At 64.3% G+C, this 23,253-nt stretch carries 12 protein-coding genes; 9 read left to right on the forward strand and 3 right to left on the reverse strand.

Going from position 1 to position 23,253, the window contains the following annotated elements:
* Nucleotides 1–106: 106 nt before the first annotated feature.
* A complete protein-coding gene (gene hutC, locus NKH70_RS07160; protein ID WP_352911045.1) occupies nt 107–868 on the reverse strand; it encodes a histidine utilization transcriptional repressor HutC in 762 nt (253 codons plus the stop codon).
* Nucleotides 865–2,217 carry a formimidoylglutamate deiminase gene (locus NKH70_RS07165; protein WP_352911043.1) on the reverse strand — a complete coding sequence of 451 codons (1,353 nt, stop codon included), beginning with the start codon at nt 2,215–2,217 and terminating at the stop codon, nt 865–867. Before NKH70_RS07165 ends, hutC begins: the two co-directional genes overlap by 4 nt.
* A 98-nt stretch (nt 2,218–2,315) precedes the next feature.
* On the opposite strand from NKH70_RS07165, the gene hutI reads away from it, so the two are divergent.
* The 8 genes from hutI to NKH70_RS07205 all read left to right on the forward strand — a co-directional run bounded on the left by hutI (nt 2,316) and on the right by NKH70_RS07205 (nt 20,694).
* Nucleotides 2,316–3,551: an imidazolonepropionase gene (gene hutI, locus NKH70_RS07170; RefSeq protein ID WP_352911041.1), complete on the forward strand. Its 1,236-nt coding sequence runs from the start codon at nt 2,316–2,318 to the stop codon at nt 3,549–3,551.
* Nucleotides 3,548–5,083 (forward strand): histidine ammonia-lyase, encoded by a 1,536-nt coding sequence (gene hutH / locus NKH70_RS07175; protein WP_352911039.1) that lies wholly within the window; start codon nt 3,548–3,550, stop codon nt 5,081–5,083. Before hutI ends, hutH begins: the two co-directional genes overlap by 4 nt.
* A 421-nt stretch (nt 5,084–5,504) precedes the next feature.
* The gene (gene hutG, locus NKH70_RS07180; protein WP_352977379.1) at nt 5,505–6,323 is read left to right on the forward strand and encodes an N-formylglutamate deformylase; all 819 of its coding nucleotides are present in this window, start codon (nt 5,505–5,507) and stop codon (nt 6,321–6,323) included.
* A gap of 32 nt (nt 6,324–6,355) precedes the next feature.
* Nucleotides 6,356–8,026, forward strand: a complete 1,671-nt coding sequence (gene hutU / locus NKH70_RS07185; RefSeq protein ID WP_352911035.1) for a urocanate hydratase — start codon at nt 6,356–6,358, stop codon at nt 8,024–8,026.
* An 8-nt stretch (nt 8,027–8,034) separates the two neighbouring features.
* Nucleotides 8,035–8,622 carry a HutD/Ves family protein gene (locus tag NKH70_RS07190; protein WP_352911032.1) on the forward strand — a complete coding sequence of 196 codons (588 nt, stop codon included), beginning with the start codon at nt 8,035–8,037 and terminating at the stop codon, nt 8,620–8,622.
* A gap of 267 nt (nt 8,623–8,889) precedes the next feature.
* On the forward strand, nt 8,890–17,460 hold the full coding sequence (locus NKH70_RS07195; RefSeq protein WP_352911030.1) for a glycoside hydrolase family 94 protein: 8,571 nt from the start codon (nt 8,890–8,892) through the stop codon (nt 17,458–17,460).
* 364 nt (nt 17,461–17,824) lie between these two features.
* Nucleotides 17,825–19,594, forward strand: a complete 1,770-nt coding sequence (locus tag NKH70_RS07200; RefSeq protein ID WP_352911028.1) for a glucan ABC transporter ATP-binding protein/ permease — start codon at nt 17,825–17,827, stop codon at nt 19,592–19,594.
* A 344-nt stretch (nt 19,595–19,938) separates the two neighbouring features.
* On the forward strand, nt 19,939–20,694 hold the full coding sequence (locus NKH70_RS07205) for a heme ABC transporter permease (protein WP_352911025.1): 756 nt from the start codon (nt 19,939–19,941) through the stop codon (nt 20,692–20,694).
* A gap of 13 nt (nt 20,695–20,707) precedes the next feature.
* Here the strand turns inward: NKH70_RS07205 and NKH70_RS07210 are convergent, their stop codons facing one another.
* Nucleotides 20,708–21,766 carry a D-TA family PLP-dependent enzyme gene (locus NKH70_RS07210; RefSeq protein WP_353025014.1) on the reverse strand — a complete coding sequence of 353 codons (1,059 nt, stop codon included), beginning with the start codon at nt 21,764–21,766 and terminating at the stop codon, nt 20,708–20,710.
* A 141-nt stretch (nt 21,767–21,907) separates the two neighbouring features.
* Between NKH70_RS07210 and NKH70_RS07215 the strand changes: the two genes are divergently transcribed.
* Nucleotides 21,908–22,594 (forward strand): D-lyxose/D-mannose family sugar isomerase, encoded by a 687-nt coding sequence (locus NKH70_RS07215; RefSeq protein ID WP_352714925.1) that lies wholly within the window; start codon nt 21,908–21,910, stop codon nt 22,592–22,594.
* The last annotated feature ends 659 nt before the right edge of the window (nt 22,595–23,253 follow it).

Consider the following 23,253-nt stretch of genomic DNA (forward strand, 5'->3'; position numbering starts at 1 on the left):
CCCCCTCGAGGGGTGGGGTCGGCGAGGTTGCACCGACCCCACCCCGCGTCACAAAATGCCGCCATGCGGCAATTTGCTCCGCGACCCTCCCCTCAAGGGGGAGGGTTTACCCCTGCGACGGCGTGAACCGCGCGACCAGCGTGTGGTTCTCCGCCGCATAGGTGAACCGGACATGGGTGACGGGGTGCTCCGCGCTCCATGTCCGCCGCTCGATCACCAGGCACGGCGCGCCCGTCTCGATGTCGAGCGCCGCCGCGATATGCCTTTCGGCGGCAACCGCGCGGATGCGATGCTCGGCGGCACTCCACGGCACGCGCCCGATCAGCCACGGACCGGGCGCGGTGTCGAAAAACGCCTCTTCGGCGGCCTCCGGCACGGCAGCCAGGTTGATCAGCCGCTGCTCGTGGGCGAATGGCCGCTTGCCGGCGAAATGCCGGCATTCCAGCACCAGCACCGGCCCAGCGACGTCGAGTTCCAGCAGGGCGCGGTCGTCGGCGCTGCTGCGTCTTCTGTTTCGCGCCACGCGCTCGTAGCGGTAGGGCAGGCCAAGTGCCTCGACCTCGATCCGGATGTCGTGGATTTCGAGAACGGCCGCCTGCGATTGCGGCCGGCGGACAAAACTGCCCGAACGACGCCGGCGCTCGATCAGCCCGGCCTTGGCTAGCTGCGACAGCGCCTTGTTCACCGTCATGCGCGAGCAATTGTACTCAGCCGTCAGTTCATGCTCGAACGGAATGCGGTGGCCGGGCGCCCAGGCCCCAGACAGGATCCGTTCGCTGATGTCCGACAGGATGCGCTGGTGCAGCGAAAGCGCCTCGCCGCCGTCCGCGCTTCCAGAATCCGCGCTTATTGTCTCGATCATGCTCATGCCGAAAGCACCGTCATCACCTTGCGGAACCGCTCGGCGATGGCTTCACGCCTGGCATGCCTGCCGTCGCTGACCAGTTTCTTGCCATGCACCCAGACGCAATCGACCTTGGTGCCGTTGGCAAAAATCCAGGCGTCAAGGATTGCATCGCCCGTCTTGCCGGCCAGCGATGGATGATTGCCGTCGAGCGAGACGAAATCGGCCGAGGCACCTGCTGCGATCTGCGAGGGGCCGGCGCCAAGCGCGGCACTGCCACCCTCGAGCGCCGCATCGAACAAAGCACGGCCGGTCGAGCCACGGGCCACCGCCAACACGTTGCGGGCGCGGTGAGCGAGGCGCTGCGAATATTCGAGCTGGCGCAACTCATCGGGCAGGCCGATCAGCACGTTGGAATCCGAGCCGATGCCGAAGCGGCCGCCATGCTGCATGAACAGGGGCGCGGCAAAGGTGCCGTCGCCGAGATTGGCCTCGGTGATCGGGCAGAGGCCGGCAACGGCGCCGCTTTTCGCCATCTGGATCGTCTCGGCTTCGGTCATGTGGGTAGCGTGGATCAGACACCAGCGCTGGTCGACGTTGGCGTTGGCAAGCAGCCATTCGACCGGCCGCGCGCCGGACCAGGCAAGACAATCCTCGACCTCCTTCATCTGCTCGGCGATGTGGATGTGGATCGGCCCGTCCGGTGCAAACATTGTGAGCGCGGCGAGTTCCTCCGGTATCACAGCGCGCATGCTGTGCGGGGCGACGCCCACGACGCCTTGATTCAGCGCGCGAATGGATTCGCGGCTTTTCTCAACAAGCCGCGAGAACTGGTTCACATCGTTGATGAATCGCCGCTGGCCTTCATTTGGCGCAGCGCCGCCGAAAGAGGAATGCGCGTAGAGCACCGGCAGCAAAGTCAGCCCGATGCCTGTCTCGGACGCTGCAGCAATGATACGCTCCGCCATCTCGGCGATGTTGGCATAGGGCCGGCCGTCACGGTCGTGGTGGAGATAGTGAAACTCGCCGACGCGCGAGAACCCGGCCTCCAGCATCTCGACATAGAGCTGGGCCGCGACCACTTCGACCTGGTCCGGCGTCATCGCCAGCGCGAAGCGGTACATCACCTCGCGCCAGCTCCAGAAACTGTCGGCGGAAGGCCCGCGCAATTCGGCAAGGCCGGCCATGCCGCGCTGGAAGGCGTGGCTGTGCAGGTTCGGCATGGCGGGCAAGAGGATGGCGTGGCGCTCGTCGCCAGGCAGAGGCGAGGTATTCGCCTCGACCGTGGCGATCCTGCCGTCGGAGATGACGATCCGCACATTGCTGTGCCAGCCGTCGGGCAGAAGCGCCTGTTCCGCAAAGATTGCCGTCACGTTTTTCTCCAAATCCCGGCCTGCCATGCGATGATAGCGCTTGCAGTGCCTTTTGATATGTATATACATAATCGCCACCGATTGAAACGGAAAAGATGATGACTGCACAGAGCAAAAGCCGGGCAGGGGAGCTTCGCCTCTGGCGCAATGCGCGGCTCGCGACCATGGCCGAAAGCAGCGCCGGGTTAGGCGTCGTCGAGCACGGTGCAATCGCCGTGCGCAATGGCCGGATCGTCTATGCCGGGCCGGAAGCCGACATGCCGGCAGCACTCCGCGAGGGCGCCGAGGCGACCGACTGCGAAGGCCGCTGGATCACGCCTGGCCTTATCGACTGCCACACCCATCTGGTCCATGCCGGCAACCGTGCCAATGAATTCGAGATGCGGCTGGCCGGCGCCACCTATGAGGAGGTCGCCAGGGCCGGCGGCGGCATCGTTTCCTCGGTCAAGGCACTGCGCGCCGCCAGCGAGGACGAGCTGGTCGCCCAGTCGCTGCCGCGCCTCGATGCGCTGATCGCCGAAGGCGTCACCACCGTCGAGATCAAATCCGGCTACGGCCTCGACCTCGAAAACGAGAAGAAGTCGCTGCGCGCCTCGCGACGGCTGGGCGGTGAGCGGCCGGTGACGGTCAGAACCACTTTCCTCGGCGCTCATGCGCTGCCTCAAGAAGCAAAAGGTGACAAGGACGCCTTTATCGATCTTGTCGCCAACCAGATTTTGCCGGCCGTCGCGGCCGAGGGCTTGGCCGATGCCGTCGACGGTTTTTGCGAAGGCATTGCCTTTTGGCCCGAGCAGATTGCCCGCGTGTTCGATGCCGCGAAGGCGGCGGGCCTGCCGGTCAAGCTCCATGCAGACCAGCTGTCCAATCTTCACGGCGCGGAACTTGCGGCGCGCTATGGTGCGCTATCGGCCGACCACCTCGAATATACCGACGAGGCCGGTGCGGCGGCGATGGCGAAGGCAGGAACCGTGGCGACCATCCTGCCCGGCGCCTACTACTTCATACGCGAGACCAAGAAGCCGCCGATCACCCTGTTTCGCCAGCATGGCGTCAGGATGGCCGTTGCCACCGATAACAATCCCGGCACGTCGCCGCTGACCTCGCTGCTTCTGACCATGAACATGGCGGCCACGTTGTTCGGCCTGACCGTCGATGAATGCCTTGCCGGCGTTACGCGCGAGGCTGCCCGGGCGCTCGGGCTGCTTGGGCAGACCGGCACGCTGGAGGTCGGAAAATCCGCCGATCTGGCGATCTGGAACGTCGAGCGCCCGGCCGAGCTCGTCTACCGCATGGGCTTCAACCCGCTGCATGCCCGCATCTGGAGGGGACAATGACTGAACTCACGCTAAGGCCAGGCAATGCGACGCTGGCCGATTGGCGCGCCATCTATCGCGGCGCCGCACTGCGGCTCGACGATGCCTGCCGGCCGAAGATCAAGGCCAGCGCCGAGGCCGTCGCCAGGATCGTTGCCAAAGGCGAGCCGGTCTATGGCATCAATACCGGCTTCGGCAAGCTGGCCAGCGTCCGCATCCCCGCCGCCGACCTGGAGACGCTGCAGCGAAACATCGTGCTGTCTCATGCCGCCGGCGTCGGCGAGCCGATGCCCGTCGCAATTTGCCGGCTGATGATGGCGCTGAAGCTGGCCAGCCTGGCACAGGGCGCCTCCGGCGTGCGGCCGCGGACGATCGAACTGCTCGAGGCGATGCTGGCCAACGACGTTATCCCCGTGGTGCCGGCGCAAGGCTCGGTCGGCGCTTCTGGCGACCTTGCGCCGCTGTCGCACATGACCGCGGTGATGATCGGCGTCGGCGAATGTTTTACCCCGCATGGCCGCTTTCCCGCCAAGGTCGCCTTCGTTTCGCACGGCCTGGAGCCGGTGACATTGGGCGCCAAGGAAGGCCTGGCGCTGCTCAACGGCACCCAGTTTTCGACCGCCTATGCGCTGGCCGCTTTGTTCGAAGCGGAAGTGCTCTACCAGTCGGCGCTGGTCGCCGGCGCGCTGTCGACCGATGCCGCCAAGGGCTCCGACGCTCCGTTCGATCCACGCATCCATCTGCTCCGGAAGCATCGCGGCCAGATCGAGACGGCCGAGGCGTTGCGCAATTTGATGGCCGGCAGCGCCATCCGTGAATCGCACCGCGTCGGCGATGAGCGCGTGCAGGATCCATACTGCCTGCGCTGCCAGCCGCAGGTGATGGGCGCAGCGCTCGACGTGCTTCGCAAGGCCGCCGACACGCTCGGCACCGAGGCCAACGGCGTCACCGACAATCCGCTGATCTTTGCCGAGGATGACTCCGCACTTTCGGGCGGCAATTTCCACGCCGAGCCGGTGGCGTTCGCCGCCGACATGATCGCACTCGCCGTCTGCGAGATCGGCTCGCTATCGGAGCGGCGCATCGCGATGCTGGTCGATCCGGCACTGTCGGGCATGCCGGCCTTTCTGACGCCCAAGCCGGGGCTGAATTCCGGTTTCATGATCCCGCAAGTGACGGCGGCAGCGCTGGTTTCTGAAAACAAGCAAAAAGCCTATCCGGCCAGCGTCGATTCGATCCCAACCTCGGCCAACCAGGAAGACCATGTCTCGATGGCGGCGCATGGAGCGCGCCGCCTCATCGGCATGGTCGAGAATGCGACGGCCGTCATCGGCATCGAATTGCTGGCTGCCACACAAGGTTGCGATTTCCATACACCGCTGGTCTCGAGCGCGGCACTCCAGGCGGTGCGCCGGCTGGTCAGGGCAGAGGTGCCGCATCTCGACAACGACCGGCACTTCCACCCCGACATGGAGAAGGCCATCGCCATGGTACGCAGCGGTGCGGCGGTGGAAGCGGCAAGCGCGGTAAAGCTGCCGGGGGTGACGTCGTGAGGCCGTCGTCGCTGCGTTACGCCGGCATGGGTCGTGTTCCGTCGCGCCCCCCTCTGTCCTGCCGGACATCTCCCCCTCCAGGGGGGAGATTGGCAGCTTCGGCCCTGCGTTCATTTCTGCAACGTTGGAGATTGGCGAAAGCAGTCGTGACCGCCAATCTCCCCACTAGAGGGGGAGATGTCCGGCAGGACAGAGGGGGGCGCTGTCCCGCCAACCTCAGCCCGGCAACACCGAAACTTTCAAAGTCAGAAACAAAAAGCCCGCCTCGAGGGCGGGTTGTCGCGCCGAATCAGCACCATACTGAAATTATTAGCATAGCTGCCGGCACAAAGCAAGAACAAAATACGACACGGCCGGCAAAAAGCGAGGTCGGTGTTCACGGACGATTGCAAGGTCGCGTTCTGTCGCGCGGAGACTTCCGATGACCTCACCCTCCTGGCTCACCGTCACCCGAGGCACAGCACCCCTGCTGGTCTCGATCCCGCACACCGGCATCGACCTCGCCGGCCTCGACAGCCGGCTAATCTCGACCTGGCTCGGCCGCCGCGACTGTGACTGGTGGATCGACAAGCTTTATGACTTTGCCGAGAGCCTTGGCGCGACGGTCGTGCATACGGCGATTTCGCGCACCGTCATCGACGTCAACCGCGATCCGTCGGGCGCTTCGCTCTATCCCGGCCAGACGACGACCGGTCTCTGCCCGACCGAGACCTTTGACGGCGATCCGCTCTACCGTGAGGGCGAAGAGCCGGGACCGTCGGAGATCGACGAACGCCGCGAAAAATTCTTCGTACCCTATCATGCCGCTCTGCAGGCCGAGATCGACAGGCTGCGCGCTTTGCATGCGAAGATCGTCGTCTATGACTGCCATTCGATCCGCTCGGTGCTGCCGCGCCTGTTCGAAGGCAAATTGCCGGTCTTCAATCTCGGCACCAATGACGGCAAGAGCGCCGATCCCACGCTGCAGGAGAAAGTCACGCAGAGTCTCGCCGAAACCGGCGAGAGCTACGTCGTCAACGGCCGCTTCAAGGGCGGCTGGATCACGCGCCATTTCGGCCAGCCGCAAGCCGGCGTCCACGCGTTGCAGATGGAGCTCTCCAACCGCGGCTATCTGCGCGAGCCCGAAGGCAAGGGTATGCCCGGCAATTGGCCGGTGCCTTACGATGCCGAATTCGCGGCGCCGATCCGCGTCACGCTGAAGAAGATCCTGGAAACCGCGATCGCCTGGGCGGAGCGCTGATGCGCAGCGCGCCTCACTCGAAAGGGACAATCATGACCGATCCTCGCCACAACATCCGTGAAGTGCGCAGCCCGCGCGGCAACGAACTCAACGCCCGCACCTGGCTGACGGAAGCGCCGCTGCGCATGCTGATGAACAATCTCGACCCGGACGTCGCCGAAAATCCCAACGAGCTGGTCGTCTATGGCGGCATCGGCCGGGCGGCGCGCACCTGGAACGATTTCGACCGCATCGTTGCCTCGCTGAAGACGCTTGCAGACGACGAGACGCTGCTGGTGCAATCCGGCAAGCCGGTCGGCGTGTTCCGCACCCATCCGGACGCCCCGCGCGTGCTGATCGCCAATTCGAACCTCGTGCCGCACTGGGCGACATGGGAGAAATTCAACGAGCTCGATAGGAAAGGCCTGATGATGTACGGCCAGATGACGGCCGGCTCATGGATCTACATCGGCACGCAAGGCATCGTGCAGGGCACCTACGAGACCTTCGTCGAGGCCGGCCGCCAGCACTATGGCGGCAATCTCAGGGGCAAATGGATCCTGACCGGCGGCCTCGGCGGCATGGGCGGTGCCCAGCCGCTCGCCGCGGTCATGGCCGGCGCCTGCTGCCTGGCCGTCGAATGCGATCCCGACCGCATCGATTTCCGGCTGCGCACCCGCTATGTCGACGAGCGCGCCGACACGCTCGACGAGGCTCTCGAGAAGATCGAGCGCTGGACCAAAGCCGGTGAGGCGAAATCGGTCGGCCTGGTCGGCAACACCGCCGACATCGTGCCGGAACTGGTTCGGCGAGGCGTGCGCCCCGACATCGTCACCGACCAGACCTCGGCGCATGACCCGCTCAACGGCTATCTGCCCAAGGGCTGGTCGCTGGCCGAGTGGCGCGAGAAGCGCACCAGCGACCCGAAGGCGGTGGAAAAGGCTGCCCGCGCGTCAATGCGCGAGCATGTCGAGGCGATGGTGGCGTTCTGGAACGCCGGCGTGCCGACGCTCGATTACGGCAACAACATCCGCCAGGTGGCAAAGGAGGAGGGGTTCGAGAATGCCTTTGCCTTCCCTGGCTTCGTGCCGGCCTATATCCGTCCGCTGTTTTGCCGCGGTATCGGCCCGTTCCGCTGGGCAGCACTTTCCGGCGATCCCGAGGACATCTACAGGACCGACGCCAAGGTGCGCGAACTCACGCCCGGTAACACCCATCTGCACAATTGGCTCGACATGGCGCGCGAGCGCATCGCCTTCCAAGGCCTGCCGGCACGCATCTGTTGGGTCGGCCTTGGCGACCGCCATCGGCTCGGCCTCGCCTTCAACGAGATGGTCGCCAGGGGCGAACTGAAGGCACCGGTCGTCATCGGCCGCGACCATCTCGACTCCGGCTCGGTCGCTTCGCCGAACCGTGAGACGGAGGCGATGAAGGACGGCTCCGATGCCGTCTCCGACTGGCCGCTGCTCAACGCCCTGCTCAACACCGCCTCCGGCGCCACCTGGGTGTCGCTGCACCATGGCGGCGGCGTCGGCATGGGCTTTTCCCAGCATGCCGGCATGGTCATCGTCGCCGACGGCACGCGAGAGGCGGCGAAGCGCCTGGAGCGGGTTTTGTGGAACGACCCGGCGACCGGCGTCATGCGCCACGCCGATGCCGGCTATGACATTGCGATCGAATGCGCCAGGGAGAACCAGCTCAACCTGCCCGGCATATTGGGCTGAGCCGCGCCTTGCGCATCCTTCGGGCAGCCGAATACCGGTCGATGCCGTGGAAGAACGGCGGCGGGGTGACGACGGAGATTGCCGTCTCGCCGCCAGGTGCTGGGCTCGACGATTTCGACTGGCGCGTCTCGATGGCGCTGGTCGAGGGCGGCGGCCCGTTTTCCGGATTTCCCGGCGTCGACCGGACCTTGGCGTTGCTGGTAGGCGAGGGCATGGTCCTCGATATCGCCGGCCGGCCGCCGGTCGAAATCACCAAGGCTTCCGCCCCACTTGCCTTTCCAGCCGACGTGCCGACGCAAGCCACGCTGATCGCCGGTCCCATCACCGACCTCAACGTCATGACCCGCCGCGCCCGGGCGGCCCACACGGTCGAGCGCCTGCTGATTTCGGCTCCGACGAAAATCCGGGCTGGAGCCGATGAAACACTCATCCTGTCCCTCGACGGCGAGCTCAGGGTGGCCGGCGCGGCGCCCATGCAACTTAGGCCGCTCGATGCGCTGTTGCTCGGGCCGCAAGCGCCGGAACTGCGCCTGCATCCCGTCCGGCCGGCGATGCTGTTCGTGATCCGCATCGACCTCATTGCCGGCAACGATTAACGCCTGTTTCCAAACATGATCGCGATGCCGGCCAAATATCGCGTAAGCTGGTCGCTGCATCACGAAAAAGCCTGAATCTTCCGCCGATCAGAGGCCGAAACGATGCTCGGAGCGCTCGCCTGGACGTTGTCGAAAGACGACACCTTGTCGTGGTGCGGAAACAAACATTCGGCCAAGTGTTGCGATGCAACCAATTGCATTTGGACCGGTTTTAGGGACATTGCCGTGGCGGTGACGCCGCACTGCGTCCCCAACACGGAACCTTAGATGAATATCCAGACCAATCTCGCACAGATCGAAAAGACGAGCGCCAGCTTCCCGGCTGTCACCGACGAGCCGATACGCTCCCATTTCCTGCCGGAAGATCGGCTGCGAGCGTTGGGCGCAGCCCTTGCCAATGGCGATGCCAAGGATTTGTTCGGTCTGACGCCTTTCGATTTTCAGGCGCGCATCCGCGACAGCGCCAGGAAGATTCTCGATGTCTACCGTTCCACCAACGCTGCCCAGGCGAGGGGCGAAACGATCACGCCCGCGGCGCAGTGGCTGCTCGACAACAACTACCTGGTCGAGGAGACCATTTTTCAGGTCAAGCGCGACCTGCCGCGCCGCTTCTATCGCCAGTTGCCGACGCTGAAACTGTCCGACGGATCCAGCGTGCCGCGCGCGCTGGCGGTCGCATGGACCTATGTCGCGCATTCCGACAGTTCCGTCTCGTCGGCCATGTTCAAGGCGATCGTCGAAGGCTTCCAGTCCGTCGAGCCGCTGAAGATCGGCGAATTGTGGGCGCTGCCGTCGCTGCTGCGCTTCGTCCTGATCGAGAACCTTCGCCGCATCGCGGTCCGCGTCAATCGCACGCGGGAACTGCGCCAGATCGCCAACGAGGTCGCCGACCGTGTGCTGGCGACGGACGACAGCGCCGACCGGCAGGCGATACTTTCCCATTACAGCGCCCATGCGCAGGACACCACCTTCGCCACCCAGTTGCTCTACCGGCTGCGTGACGGCTCGCAAAATGCCGGCAGGGCGCTGGAATGGCTGGAGGGCGAGCTGGAAAGGACCGGCTCCGACGCCGAGGAAATCATCCTCAGCGAGCACCACACGCTGTCCAGCGGCAACGTGACCACCGGCAACATCATCCGCGGCCTGCGCCTCATCAACGACATCGACTGGACGGTGTGGTTCGAGGGCGTCAGCCGCATCGACACCTTGCTGCGCGAACGCACCGATTTCGCCGCGCTCGATTTCTTTTCGCGCGACCAATACCGGACTGCGATCGAGGAGCTGGCACGCCGTTCCGATCTCTCCGAATTTCGCGTTGCCGAAAGGGCGATCGAACTCGCCGGCCATGCTGCCGATGCACCGGGCTCCGAAACCGGCCCGATCGCTCACACCGACGTCGGCTTCTTTCTCGTCGGCCCGCGCCGGATGGAGCTCGAGCGGTCGATCGGCTATCGGCCGACCATCGGCAAGACGATCAGCCGGACATTCCGCAAGACCGGATGGCTGGGCATCGTCGTGCCGGTCTTTGCGCTGACGGTCCTGCTTCTGGTCGTTTCCGGCAATGCGCTTGTCAATCTCGGCCTGTCGGTGCCGTCGATCGTCCTGATGCTGGCCCTGTTCGCAGTGCCGGCCAGCGAAGGCGCGCTCGCATTCTTCAACACCGTCGTCTCGCTGTTTTTGAAGCCGACACGTCTCATCGGCTATGATTTCAGGCACGGTGTGCCGGCCGAGGCACGCACACTGGTCGTGGTGCCGTCGCTGATCGGCTCGCGCGACGATGTCGAGGAGAACATCCGCAACATCGAGGTGCATCACCTCGCCAACACGGCGGGTGAGGTCTATTTCGCGCTGCTTTCCGACTGGCCTGACTCGAAGACCGAGATCGATACGGCGGATGTCGAAATCCTCGAATTCGCACGTGCCGAAATCGCCAGGCTGAATGCCCGCTATCCCTCGGAAGGCGCGCCGCGCTTTTATCTGCTGCATCGGCGCCGGCTCTACAACGCGTCGCAAGGCGTCTGGATGGGCTGGGAGCGCAAGCGCGGCAAGCTGCACGAATTGAACCTCCTGCTGCGCGGCGACAGCGACACCACCTTCCTGCCGTTGGAAGTGCCATTGCCGGAGAGCGTCGTCCACGTGATGACGCTGGACGCCGACACCCGCACCACCCGCGACGCCGTCGCCGCGCTGGCCGGCAAGCTTTGCCACCCGCTCAACCGTCCGCATTTCGACGTGGCCCGGCGCGAGGTCATCGCAGGCAATTCCATCCTGCAGCCGCGCATCACTGCGTCGCTGACCAGCGGCGACGAGGCGTCGTTCTTTCAGCGTGTCTTTTCCGCCAATCGCGGGCTCGACCCGTATGTCTTTGCCGTGTCGGACCTCTACCAGGACATCTTCGGCGACGGTTCCTTCACCGGCAAGGGTCTCTACCATGTCGACGCCTTCGAGGCGGCGCTGAAGGGCCGCATCGAGGAAAACACCATCCTCAGCCATGATCTGCTTGAAGGCGCGCTGGCGCGATCGGCCTTGGTCACCGACGTCGAACTGGTCGAGGACTATCCGACCCGCTATTCGGTCGATGCGTCGCGCCACCATCGCTGGGCACGCGGCGACTGGCAGCTTCTGGGCTTCATCCTCGGCCCGCGCTCAAACGTGCCGGCGCTGTCGCGCTGGAAGATGGTGGACAATCTGCGCCGCTCGGTGACGCCGATCTTCTGGGTGATGGCCGCGATCGCCGGCTGGACGCTGCTGCCCTTCACGCAGGCCGCGCAATGGCAGGCGCTGCTGATCCTTACGCTGTTCATGGCGCCCACTTTCGACATCGTCAACGCCATCCTGCCGAAGAGCGGCGATCAGACGCCGCGCGGCCATTTCTCGGCGCTGGCACGCGACGTTGCATTCGGTACCGCCCTGGTAGCGCTGAAGATCGTGCTGATGGCGCACCTAGCCTGGATGATGGGCGACGCAATCATCCGAACGCTCTACCGCCTGTTCGTCAGCCGCCAGAACCTGCTCGAATGGCGCACCGCCTCGCAGGCACACAAGGGCGGCGACAACGATCTCGGCTCCTATTACAGCATCATGTACGGCGCGGTGATCATCGGCGTCGTCGGCCTCGCCGTCCCGGTGCTGGCCGATTCCACCGGCGCCTTTGTCGCCTTCTTCTTTGCCTTGTTCTGGATCGGCTCGCCCGCGATCGCCTGCTGGATCAGCCGTTCGGCCGAAACCGAGGACCGCCTGCGCATATCGGCCGCCGACATCCACGCGCTGCGCACCGTGGCGCGGCGTACATGGCACTATTTCGAGACCTTCGTGACGGCCGAGCATCACCATCTGCCGCCGGATAATTTCCAGGAAAGCCCGGCCCCCGTTGTGGCGCCCCGCACCTCGCCGACCAATATCGGCGTCTACCTGCTGTCGGTGATTTCGGCGCGCGATTTCGGCTGGATCAGCCTCTCCGACGCCGTCAACCGCATCGACGCGACCATGTCGACCATCGAGAGCATGCCGCGCGACCGCGGCCATCTCTTCAACTGGTATGACACGACGACCCTGAAGCCGCTCTACCCGCTTTACATTTCGGCCGTCGACAGCGGCAATCTCGCCGGCCATCTGGTGGCCGTGGCCGCTGCCTGCGCCGAATGGGCCGAAGCGCCGTCGGTGCATGTGCAGGGCGACTTCGAAGGCATCCTCGACACCGTCACCATCCTCGACGAGAGCCTTGAGGAACTGCCCGACGACCGGCGTCAATTGCGGCCCTTGCGCCAGCGGCTCGCCGACCGTCTCGACGGCATGCGTAGGGCGGTCGAATTGATCAAGGCGCAGCCGGAGATGGCGTCGATCCGCACCATCAACCTGGCCGTCCTGGCCGGCGAGATACGCAAGCTCGCGACAGCCATCCACACCGAAGCCGCATCGACCCAGAGCGACACCATCGCCGATTGGGCGGCCAGGCTCGAAGCCACCTGCGAGGCGCATGTGCACGACGCGCACAGCGACGAAAACGCCGTCGCGGCATTGCGGGCCAAGCTTCTGACCTTGCGCGAGCGCACGCGCCGTTTCGCCTTCGAGATGGATTTCTCGTTCCTGATGCGGCCCGAACGCAAGCTCCTGTCGATCGGTTACCGGGTCGAGGAGCATCAGCTCGACGAAAGCTGCTACGACCTTTTGGCCTCCGAGGCGCGGCTGACCAGCCTGTTCGCCATCGCCAAGGGCGATTTGCCGACCGAGCACTGGTTCCGGCTCGGCCGGCCGATCGTCGAGATCGGCTTCCAGGGCGCACTGATGTCCTGGTCCGGCTCGATGTTCGAATATCTGATGCCGCCACTGGTGATGAAGGAGCCGCAAGGCAGCATTCTCAACCAGACCAGCAAGCTCATCATCAAGCGCCAGATCCAGTATGGCCGTTCGAAGAACGTTCCCTGGGGGATTTCGGAAGCGGCCTACAACGCCCGCGACCGCGAGCTGACCTATCAGTACACCAATTTCGGCGTGCCCGGGCTCGGCCTGAAGCGCGGCCTTGGCCAAAACACGGTGATCGCGCCTTACGCGACCGTCCTGGCAGCGCAGTTCACGCCGCATGAATCCGTCCAGAACCTGGCCAGGCTGAGGCGGCTGGGCGCACTGGGCCGGCACGGTTTTTACGACGCGGTGGATTTCACGCCGCAACGCGTCCCCGAGGGCACCGACCACGCCGTCGTGCTCAATTACATGGCCCACCACTCCGGCATGTCGATTGCCGCAGTTGCCGATGCGATCTTCGAAGGGCGCCTGCGCGACCGCTTCCACAGCGATCCGGTGATCGAGTCGGCCGAATTGCTGCTGCAGGAAAGGGCGCCGCGCGACATCCCGACCGCGACCGTCAGGACCGAGGCCGACGAGCGCTCGAAGGACGAGACCGAGCTGGAAAGCCCGGATACGCGCATCGTGCTCGATCCGCTCAGGGCGCTGCGCTCGACCAGTGTCATGTCCAATGGCCGCTACTCGGTCATGGTCACCGCCACCGGGTCCGGCTACAGCCGCTTGGGCGAACTTGCCGTCACGCGCTGGCAGCCGGATCCGACCGAGGACCGCCTTGGTTCCTATATTTTCCTGCGCGACGCCAGCAACGGCGATTGGTGGTCGGCCACCGCCGAGCCGAAGCGCGCCGCTGGCGAGCGTGCGCAGACGCTGTTTTCCGACGACAAGGCGAGCTTCGTCAAATCGATCGGATCGCTGCGTTCGGAAGTCGAGTGTATCGTCATCTCGGAAGGCAATGGTGAGGGCCGACGGGTGACGCTCCACAATGATGGCCCCGCCGACCGGCATATCGAAGTAACCTCGTTTGCCGAACTGGTGCTGGGCTCCGAGCCCTCGGATAATGCCCATCCGGCTTTTTCGAAGATGTTCGTGGAAACCGAGATCGCGCCGAACAACGGCGCGATCTTCGCCACCAGGCGCAAGCGCGAAAAGGACGAACCCGACGTCACCATGGTGCATTTCGTCACCGACCCGTCTGGATCGGCGCGAGACGCCGAGGCGGAAACCGACAGGCGCGCCTTCATCGGCCGCGGCCGCACCATCACCGAGGCGGCTGCCTTTGATCCCGGCGCCAAGCTTGGCGGCCATTCCGGCTTCACCCTGGATCCGATCGCATCGCTTCGCCGGCAGGTGCGTGTGCCGGCCAACAAGAAGATTTCGTTGACCTTCTGGACCGTCGTCGGTACCCATCGCGCCGAATTGGATGCCGCCATCGCACGGCTCGACCATCCCGAAAGCTTCGCCCGCCAGGCGATGCTCGCCTGGACGCGCTCGCAGGTGCAGACCCGACACCTTGGCCTCAGCCTGTCCGACGCCGCCAATGTGCAGAAGCTGGCGCGCTATCTGATCTATCCCGATCCGTTCCTGCGCCTTCCGGGCGAATCCATCGTCTCCGGGCTCGGCAGGCAGTCCAGCCTGTGGCCGACCAGCATATCCGGCGATTTTCCGATTTTCCTGGTCAGGATCGCCGATGTCGCCGATCTGGAGATCGTCGCCCAGGCGCTTCGCTTCCAGGAATACATGCGTGCCCGCGGCATGATGATCGATTTTGTCGTCGTCAACGAGCAGGCGTCATCCTACGTGCAGGACCTGCAGCGCGCGGTGGAGACGCTGTGCGAAAACAGCCGGTTGCGCGGCAAGGAGCTCGGACCCCGCCAGCACATCTTCGCGGTGCGCCGTGACCTGATGGAGGAAACGACCTACAGGACCTTGCTCGCCGTCGCTCGGGTGGTGCTGCATACGCGCAACGGCACCATCTTCGACCAGATCGAGCGTGCCGAGACCGCGGCACTGCAGGCGCGAGACGCCGCCCTCCAGCCGGCAGACCTTGCAGCCCTTCGCGAGCCGTCCTTGCCGGTGCCGACGTCGCACGCATCTGCCGCCCAGGCACTGATCGAGGGCCGCGTCGACGGCAGCGGGCTCGACCAATGGAACGGTTTCGGCGGCTTCGACAGCGACGGACGCCACTACGTCGTGCGTCTTGCCGGCCGGCGCACGACGCCGCAGCCGTGGATCAATGTCATCTCCAACCCATCGTTCGGTTTCCACATATCGGCTGAAGGCGCTGCCTTCACCTGGAGCCGCAACAGCCGCGACTATCAACTGACGCCATGGTCGAACGATCCGGTCACCAACCGCCCGGGCGAGGGCATCTATATCTACGATCAGGCCAGTGGCAGGGCGTTCTCGCCAATGGCTGCCGTGGTGCGTGATCCGACAATGACCTACGAAACCTGGCACGGGCAGGGTTTTTCGACATTCCGCTCAAAGCGCGGGCCGCTGTCGATGGACCTGACCCATGTCGTCGATCCCGTCGATCCGGTGAAGATATCGCGGCTGCGCATCCAGAATTCGGGTTCGGTGCCGATGCGGCTGCGCGTCTACGCCTATGCGGAATGGGTTCTTGGCGGCCATCGCTCGCGCACCGCTGCAAGCATCGTTCCGTCGAGGGATGCCGCGACCGGCGCTTTGCTGGCGCAAAATCCCTATGGGCTCGATTTCGGCGAGCGGATCGCCTTTCTGGCCGCCGACGGTCCGGTGCATTCGGTCACCGCCGACCGCGGCGAGTTCATCGGCAGGCAAGGCACGAGCGAGTTTCCGCATGCCGTGCTGAGCGGCGCCGGCCTGTCGGGCCGTGTCGAGGCCGGCGACGATCCCTGCGCCGCCATCGCACGCGACATCGACATCGCTGCCGGTGGCGACGTCACGCTGCTCTGGCTGCTCGGCGACGCGGCCTCGCCCGAGGAGGCCAGCGCGCTGGTGCAGACCCATCGCTCCAGGGATTTCGATCAGCGGCTGGCCGACAACCAGCGCACATGGCGCGGCTTTCTCGACACCATCCAGGTCGAGACGCCGGACAAGGCACTCGACGCCATGGTCAATCACTGGCTGCCCTACCAGAGCCTGGCCTGCCGCATCCGTGCCCGCTCTGCGTTCTATCAGGCGAGCGGTGCCTTCGGCTTCCGCGATCAGTTGCAGGACACCTTGGCCTTGCTGGCGCATGACCCCAGGCTGGCGCGTGATCAGATCCTCAACGCGGCGCGGCGGCAATTCCCCGAAGGCGACGTGCAGCATTGGTGGCTGCCGCGCACCGAGGCCGGCGTCCGCACCATGATCTCGGACGACGTGGTCTGGCTGGCCCACGCCACGGCCCGCTACCTGCTGGTGACCGGCGACACCGCGATCCTGAAGGAGCAACTGCCCTTCATCGAAGGGCAGCCGCTGGGCGAAGGCGAGCACGATGCTTTCTTCATCCCGGAAATCTCGAAGAAGACAGCCTCGCTCTATGACCATTGCGCGCGGGCGCTCGATCTTGCCGTCAAGCGCAGCAGCCCGGCCGGGCTGCCGCTGATCCTCGGCGGCGACTGGAACGACGGAATGAACCGCGTAGGCGAGCACGGCAAGGGCGAGAGCGTATGGCTGGGCTGGTTCCTGCTGAAGACGCTGGGCGACTTTGCCGCTGTCGCCAAGGCGGAGCGCGATGCCAAGCGCGTGCAAGCCTGGACGAAGCACGCCGAGGTGCTGAAGCGGGCGCTGGAAAGCACTGCCTGGGATGGCGAGTGGTATCGGCGCGGCAGCTTCGACGACGGCACGCCGCTCGGCTCGCGCAAATCGGACGAGTGCAAGATCGACTCGATCGCCCAGTCCTGGAGCGTGCTTTCGGGCGAGGGCGACCCGGCGCGGTCGACCACGGCAATGGGGCAGGCGATGAAAGCGCTCGTCGACGACGAGCTCAACATCGTCAAACTGTTCACCCCGCCCTTCTCGAAGACGGAAAGGGACCCGGGCTACATCAAGAGCTATCCGCCGGGGGTCCGTGAAAACGGCGGCCAATACACGCACGCCGCGACATGGTTCGTTATTGCGCTCGCCGAGATGGGTCGCACCGACGATGCCTACCGTTGCCTTTCGATGCTAAATCCGGTCAACCATGCTCTCGATGAAGCCGCGGCAGAGCGCTACCGGGTGGAACCTTACGTCGTCGCGGCCGATGTTTATTCCGGGCAAGACAAGGGCGGCCGAGGCGGCTGGACCTGGTATACCGGGTCGGCGGGCTGGCTTTATCGCGCTGCGGTCGAGAGCATTCTCGGCATAGAGCGCCGCGGACAGCGCATCCAATTCACGCCGCGACTTCCCAGCCATTGGGACGGCTATTCGGCAACCCTGAAGATGCTGGGCGCCGAGATCAAGGTACGCGTCGTCCGCGACAAAAAGGCCCGGGCCATCTCACTTGAAGTGAATGGCACGAAGACCAAATCTTCGTCCTTCGAGCCAAAAGCCGGAAACAATGCCGAGGTGGTCGTTAGAATACCGACCTAGATTCAAAGACTTGGAGCGTCGCTCAGGGTTCCCCAGGGCACGCGCGGGCGCTCCAAGTGCCTCTACCGGTTATATTTGCGTTTGACCTTGCTGAATGCCTGCACACGACTTTAGACGTCGTGCCCGGGGTCTTGCTGATTAAAATTGTGGCAGTGCTTTCCAGCTGCCATGATTTTGCCGCAACGCTGACATTTCACCTTTTATCTCAAACTGTTAGACGATCACGGCAAATTTCGAAGCGTCGTCATCTTTTGTTCGCGGAATGGGAACGGAAGAGGTAGACGAGCATTGTTTTGCGACGCGTCAACCGATACGAGTCAAAAAATGACGCACTGCACCATAAATAATTGGCGGAGTAGCTGAAGTGTCACTTCTGCAAATCTACTGGCGAGCGCTCGGTTATCTAGCTGCCGACAGGAAACGCGTTGCGTTTATCTGCGGGGCGAATGTCGCGCTTGCCATTATCGCCATCCTCGAGCCGATCATGTTCGGCCGGGTGATCGATGCCATTTCGGACCGCGGCTCGGTATTCTCGACGCTCGCAATGTGGGCCGGCCTCGGCGCCTTCAACATCATCGCCTTCGTTCTGGTAGCGCGCGGCGCCGATCGCTTTGCCCACCAGCGGCGCAGCGAGGTTCTTTGCCAATCGTTCGAGCGCGTGATCACCATGCCGCTTGCCTGGCATCATCAGCGCGGCACCTCCAATTCCCTGCACACGCTCCTGCGTGCCGTCGAGACCTTGTTCAGCCTCTGGCTGGAATTCATGCGGCAGCATCTGTCGACCGCGGTTGCGCTGGTTCTGCTGGTGCCCACAGCGCTCAGCATGGATATCCGCATGTCGATGGTGCTGCTGGCGCTTGGCGCGCTCTATGTCGGCATCGGACGGCTGGTGATGCGGCGCACCAAGGAAGGCCAGGCGGCCGTGGAGCGGCACTACCACAAGGTGTTTGCGCATGTGACCGACTCGGTCAGCAACGTCGCCGTCCTGCAGAGCTACAACCGCATCGGCCATGAGACCGAGGCGCTGAAGCGCTACGTCAAGAACCTGCTCGACGCACAGAATCCGGTGCTCGACTGGTGGGCGATGGCCAACGCGCTGCATCGCCTGTCGTCGACGATTTCGATGATGGTGGTGCTCTTGATTGGCGCCTATCTGGTGACACACGGCCAGTTGCGCATCGGCGACGTCATCGCCTTTACCGGCTTTGCCACGCTGCTGATTGCCCGGCTCGACCAGATGTCGGCTTTCGCCAACCAGATTTCCGAGGCACGCGCCAAGCTCGAGGAATTCTACTATCTCGAGGACTCCGCTTCCGATGCCGCCGAGCCCGACGGGCTGCGCGAGCTCGTCAACGTCACCGGTCACGTGCGTTTCGAGAATGTCTGCTTCGAGTTCGGCAACTCCGGGCAGGGCGTCGACGACGCGTCGTTCGAGGTCCAGGCCGGCCAGACCGTCGCCATCGTCGGCCCGACGGGCGCCGGCAAGACCACGCTCATCAACCTTTTGCAGCGCGTCTTCACCCCGTCCAGCGGCCGTATCCTGATCGACGGCATCGACACCCGCACGGTGACCCGCAAATCGCTGCGCCATTCGATCGCCACCGTGTTCCAGGATGCCGGCCTGCTCAACCGCTCGATCGAGGACAACATCCGCGTCGGGCGTGCGGAGGCGACCTATGACGAGGTCCATGCGGCGGCCAACGCCGCCGCCGCGCAGGATTTCATCCTGTCGAAGTGCGAGGGCTACGACACGGTCGTCGGCGAACGCGGCGGACAGCTGTCCGGTGGCGAGCGCCAGCGCATCGCGATCGCCCGCGCCGTGCTGAAGGACGCGCCCATCCTGGTTCTCGACGAGGCGACCAGCGCGCTCGACGTCGAGACGGAAGACCGCGTCAAGGACGCCATCGACGAGTTGCGGCGCGGCCGCACCACCTTCATCATCGCCCACCGCCTGACCACCGTTCGCGATGCCGATCTGGTCGTGTTCATGGACAAGGGCCGGGTGGTCGAGATGGGTGGGTTCACCGAACTGTCGCTGCGCAACGGCCGCTTCGCCAGCCTGCTGCGCGCCGGCGGCCTGCTCAACGACGAGGAGGTCCGCCGCCTTAGCCGTCCGGTGAACGAAGCCGCCTGAGTGCTCTCCCTTCTCCCCTTGTGGGAACACAGTGGGAAGGCGGGCTATCGCAGGTGGAAAGCCGCGGCTTTCGCTCTACGATGGACCCCCACCCCTAACCCCTCCCCACAAGGGGGAGGGAGACTTCCGTTGGCGCTGACCTTTGCAAATTGCCTGCCTTTCGGCGCCAAAGCGGAAGTAAAGGCGGGCGGCAGCGTTCCCTCCCCCTTGTGGGGAGGGTTAGGGTGGGGGTCCATCTTCGCAAGAATCCAAATGCGATTGCCCCGCCGTTCACGGGGAGAACGGGAGACCCCGTACGCCGCCTGTGGTTGCCGCAACTCCGCCGGGGGTCTATGTAAAGCCGCATGAGCGACACGACTTCACGCCTCTCCGGCTGGATGGACCTTGCCAACCCGACGCGGTTCGTCGGGCTGGCCGACAAGGTCGTGCCTTGGCTGGCGAGCGTCGCCGCCATCGTCCTCGCTGTGGGTCTCTATATGAGCTTCACGGCGCCTGAGGACTTCCAGCAGGGCATCACCGTGCGCATCATGTATATCCACGTGCCTTTCGCCTGGCTTGCCATGATGTGCTACACGCTGATGGCGGTCTCGGCGCTGGGCACGCTGGTCTGGCGCCATCCGCTGGCCGACGTGGCGCTGAAATCGGCGGCGCCCATCGGTGCCGTCTTCACCGCCCTTGCGCTGATCACCGGTTCGATCTGGGGCAAGCCGATGTGGGGCACCTGGTGGGTGTGGGACGCTCGGCTGACCTCGGTCTTCATCCTGTTCCTGATGTATCTCGGCATCATCGCCCTGACCCGCGCGCTCGACGATGCCGGGCGCGCCGCCTGGGCCGCCGCCATCATCACCCTGGTCGGGTTCATCAACATCCCGATCATCAAATTTTCGGTCGACTGGTGGAACACCCTGCACCAGCCGGCGTCGGTGTTCCGGCTCGGCGGGCCGACCATCGATCCAAGCCTGTTGTGGCCCTTGCTGGTGATGGCACTCGGCTTCACAGTGCTGTTCTTCGCGCTGCATCTGACGGCAATGCGCACCGAGATCCGGCGCCGCCGCGTCATTTCGATGCGCCGGGTTGCCGCGAGGCAAGCCGAGCGTTAGCCAACCGACAGGATCAAGCCATACGTCCTCGCGCCTTGAGCGGCAGCGTCTCGATCACCGTCTCGCCTTCGATCAGATGCACCTCGTCGAACAGGTTGGTGACGACGCAGCAATGGTCGGGCACGACCCGCACGCGCTCGCCGATGCGAAGCTCGGCGTCGCCTGACAGCGTGACATTGCCGTGCTCTTCGCTGAGGCTGGTCACTCTTGCGCCTGAAATGCCCAGCAGCTCGCCGAAATCGGCGAGCCCCATCGTGTCGCTAGACAGGGCCTTGCTGCCGGCGTCGAGTATGGCGCGCGTCGGCGTTGGACGGCTGACCACCGTCGACAGCACCGTCAGCGCGCAATCGTCGAGGCTGCCGACGCCTTTGGCGACCTGGTAGCGGTCGAGATAGATGTAGGTGCCGGGGCGGTATTCGGTAACGACGGAATGCTCGCCGGAACGCCACATGTCGGGCGTGCCGCCGCTGGAGATACGATCGCAGGCAAGGCCGGATGCGGCAAGCGCTTGCTGCGCATCGGCGAGCCACGCCTCGGTCTCAACGGCGCGGCCCGCCCCCGGGTAGGTCATCAAGCCGCCGAAGACGAGCCCCCGGACCTTGTCGATCTCGCTCGCCAGCGCGACTGCTTCGCCGGCCGACTGCACACCGCAGCGGCCCATGCCGGTGTCGCATTCGACCAGCACCGGCAGGCGGTGGCCGGGATCGGTAAAGGTGGCGGCAAGTCCCATCAGGGTGTCCATGCTGTCGGTCGTCACCGACAGGGTTACGCGGCCGTGCAGCGCCTTGAGGCGCCCCAGCTTGGCCCGCCCGAGGATATTGTAGGGCAGAAAGATGTCGGTCAGTCCGGCATCGGCCATGACCTCGGCCTCGCCGATCTTCTGGCAGGTGATGCCGATGGCGCCCGCCGCGACCTGCTTCTTCGCCCAATAGGGCAGCTTGTGGGTCTTGATGTGCGGCCGGAGCTTCAGCCCATGGCTGTCGGCATGGGCCTGCGCCCGCGCGATATTGGCTTCGGCGCGGTCGGCATCGATCAGGATCGCTGGCGTATCGAGGTCGTCTATGCTGCGCATGGAATGTCACCTTTGGGAATTTGTCGGGACTTATGGCCCTGATCGTCGCCGATGTCATGAGGCCAGAATGCGGTTTACGTCGACACCGGATCGGTGTTCGGTTATGCGCTGTAGGCGCCGCCTGAAGAAGGAACCACGATCATGAAACGCTCCGCCATCAACGACATCATCCGCGACGCCGACGCTTTCATCCGCTCGTTCGGCTACATCATGCCGCCCTTCGCCTACTGGACCCCGGAAGAGATGAAGGCGCGCCGGCAGGATTCGGCGGCGATCTTCTCTTCTCGGCTTGGCTGGGACATCACCGACTACGGCCAGGGCAAGTTCGACGACCTCGGCCTGTTCCTGTTCACCGTTCGCAACGGCCGCTACGAGGACATGAAGAAGGGCATGGGCATGCTCTATGCCGAGAAGATCATGATCTCGCGCAAGGATCAGCTTTCGCCGATGCACCGCCACAACATCAAGGCCGAGGACATCATCAACCGTGGCGGCGGCAAACTGGTGCTGGAGCTGTTCATGCATGATCGCGATGGCGGCATCGATCCGAAGGCCGAAGTATCGGTGCCTGTCGACGGAACCATCCACAGACTACCTGCGGGTGGGCTCCTGAAGCTCGACCCAGGCCAGAGCGTCACTTTGCTGCCGGGTGTCTGGCACGCCTTCTGGGCCGAGGGCAAGGACGTGCTGATCGGCGAGGTCTCGACCGTCAACGACGATCTCACCGACAACGTCTTCCGCGAGCCGATCGGCCGCTTCGCGGACATCGACGAGGACACAGCACCGCTGCACCTGTTGGTGTCCGATTATGAGAAGTGGGTGGGGTAGGGCAGGGTGGCGAGGAACACTTACGCTTGAGAGTGAAGGTCCTCGGCAATCAGCCGCTTCTGTCGCAAGTCGACCCGAGTCGTTGTGCACAGCTGATCCAGCGGCATTTTGACGTGGGCTTCGTCAAGCGGGATTAGCGCGTAGTAATTGCCCTCGCCGGGCTGTGGGATTGGCGCCGGGGCCGACTTGTCATCGTCGGAATCGACTCGTGAGGCAGCAATGATGACGCCTCGGGAATCGTATACCGCGTGAAGCGCTATTGGCATGTCTTGGCTCCTCAGGGAGAACTTATCGCCGCGAATCTTATTTGCATATCGTCTGATACGTTCGTCTGTATTACCTCGGTCTGGCCTGTCTCGTCGATGTAGGTATACAGGCTTTCCCAGCGCAAAGTGGCCGTGCGAAGGACGACTGCCGCACGTACCGAGTACCCCCAGTAGGCATCGCCTGTTCCGAGCTTCCAAAACCACACCATTTGGCTGCCAGCTCGTTGGAAAGTGGATTGAGTGACGAAAGTGGCCAAGGAAGTCTCCTTGCAGCTTGATTTCCGTAGAACCTGGAACTCTCGAGGAGTTTTCTCGCAACATCCGCTTGCGACTGCCAGAGGATAGGGAACACGAGCACCCTCGGAGGGAAAGGCATTTCAACCCCGCGAGACT

It is taken from the genome of Mesorhizobium sp. M0991 (assembly GCF_040318915.1).
Classification (GTDB): domain Bacteria; phylum Pseudomonadota; class Alphaproteobacteria; order Rhizobiales; family Rhizobiaceae; genus Mesorhizobium.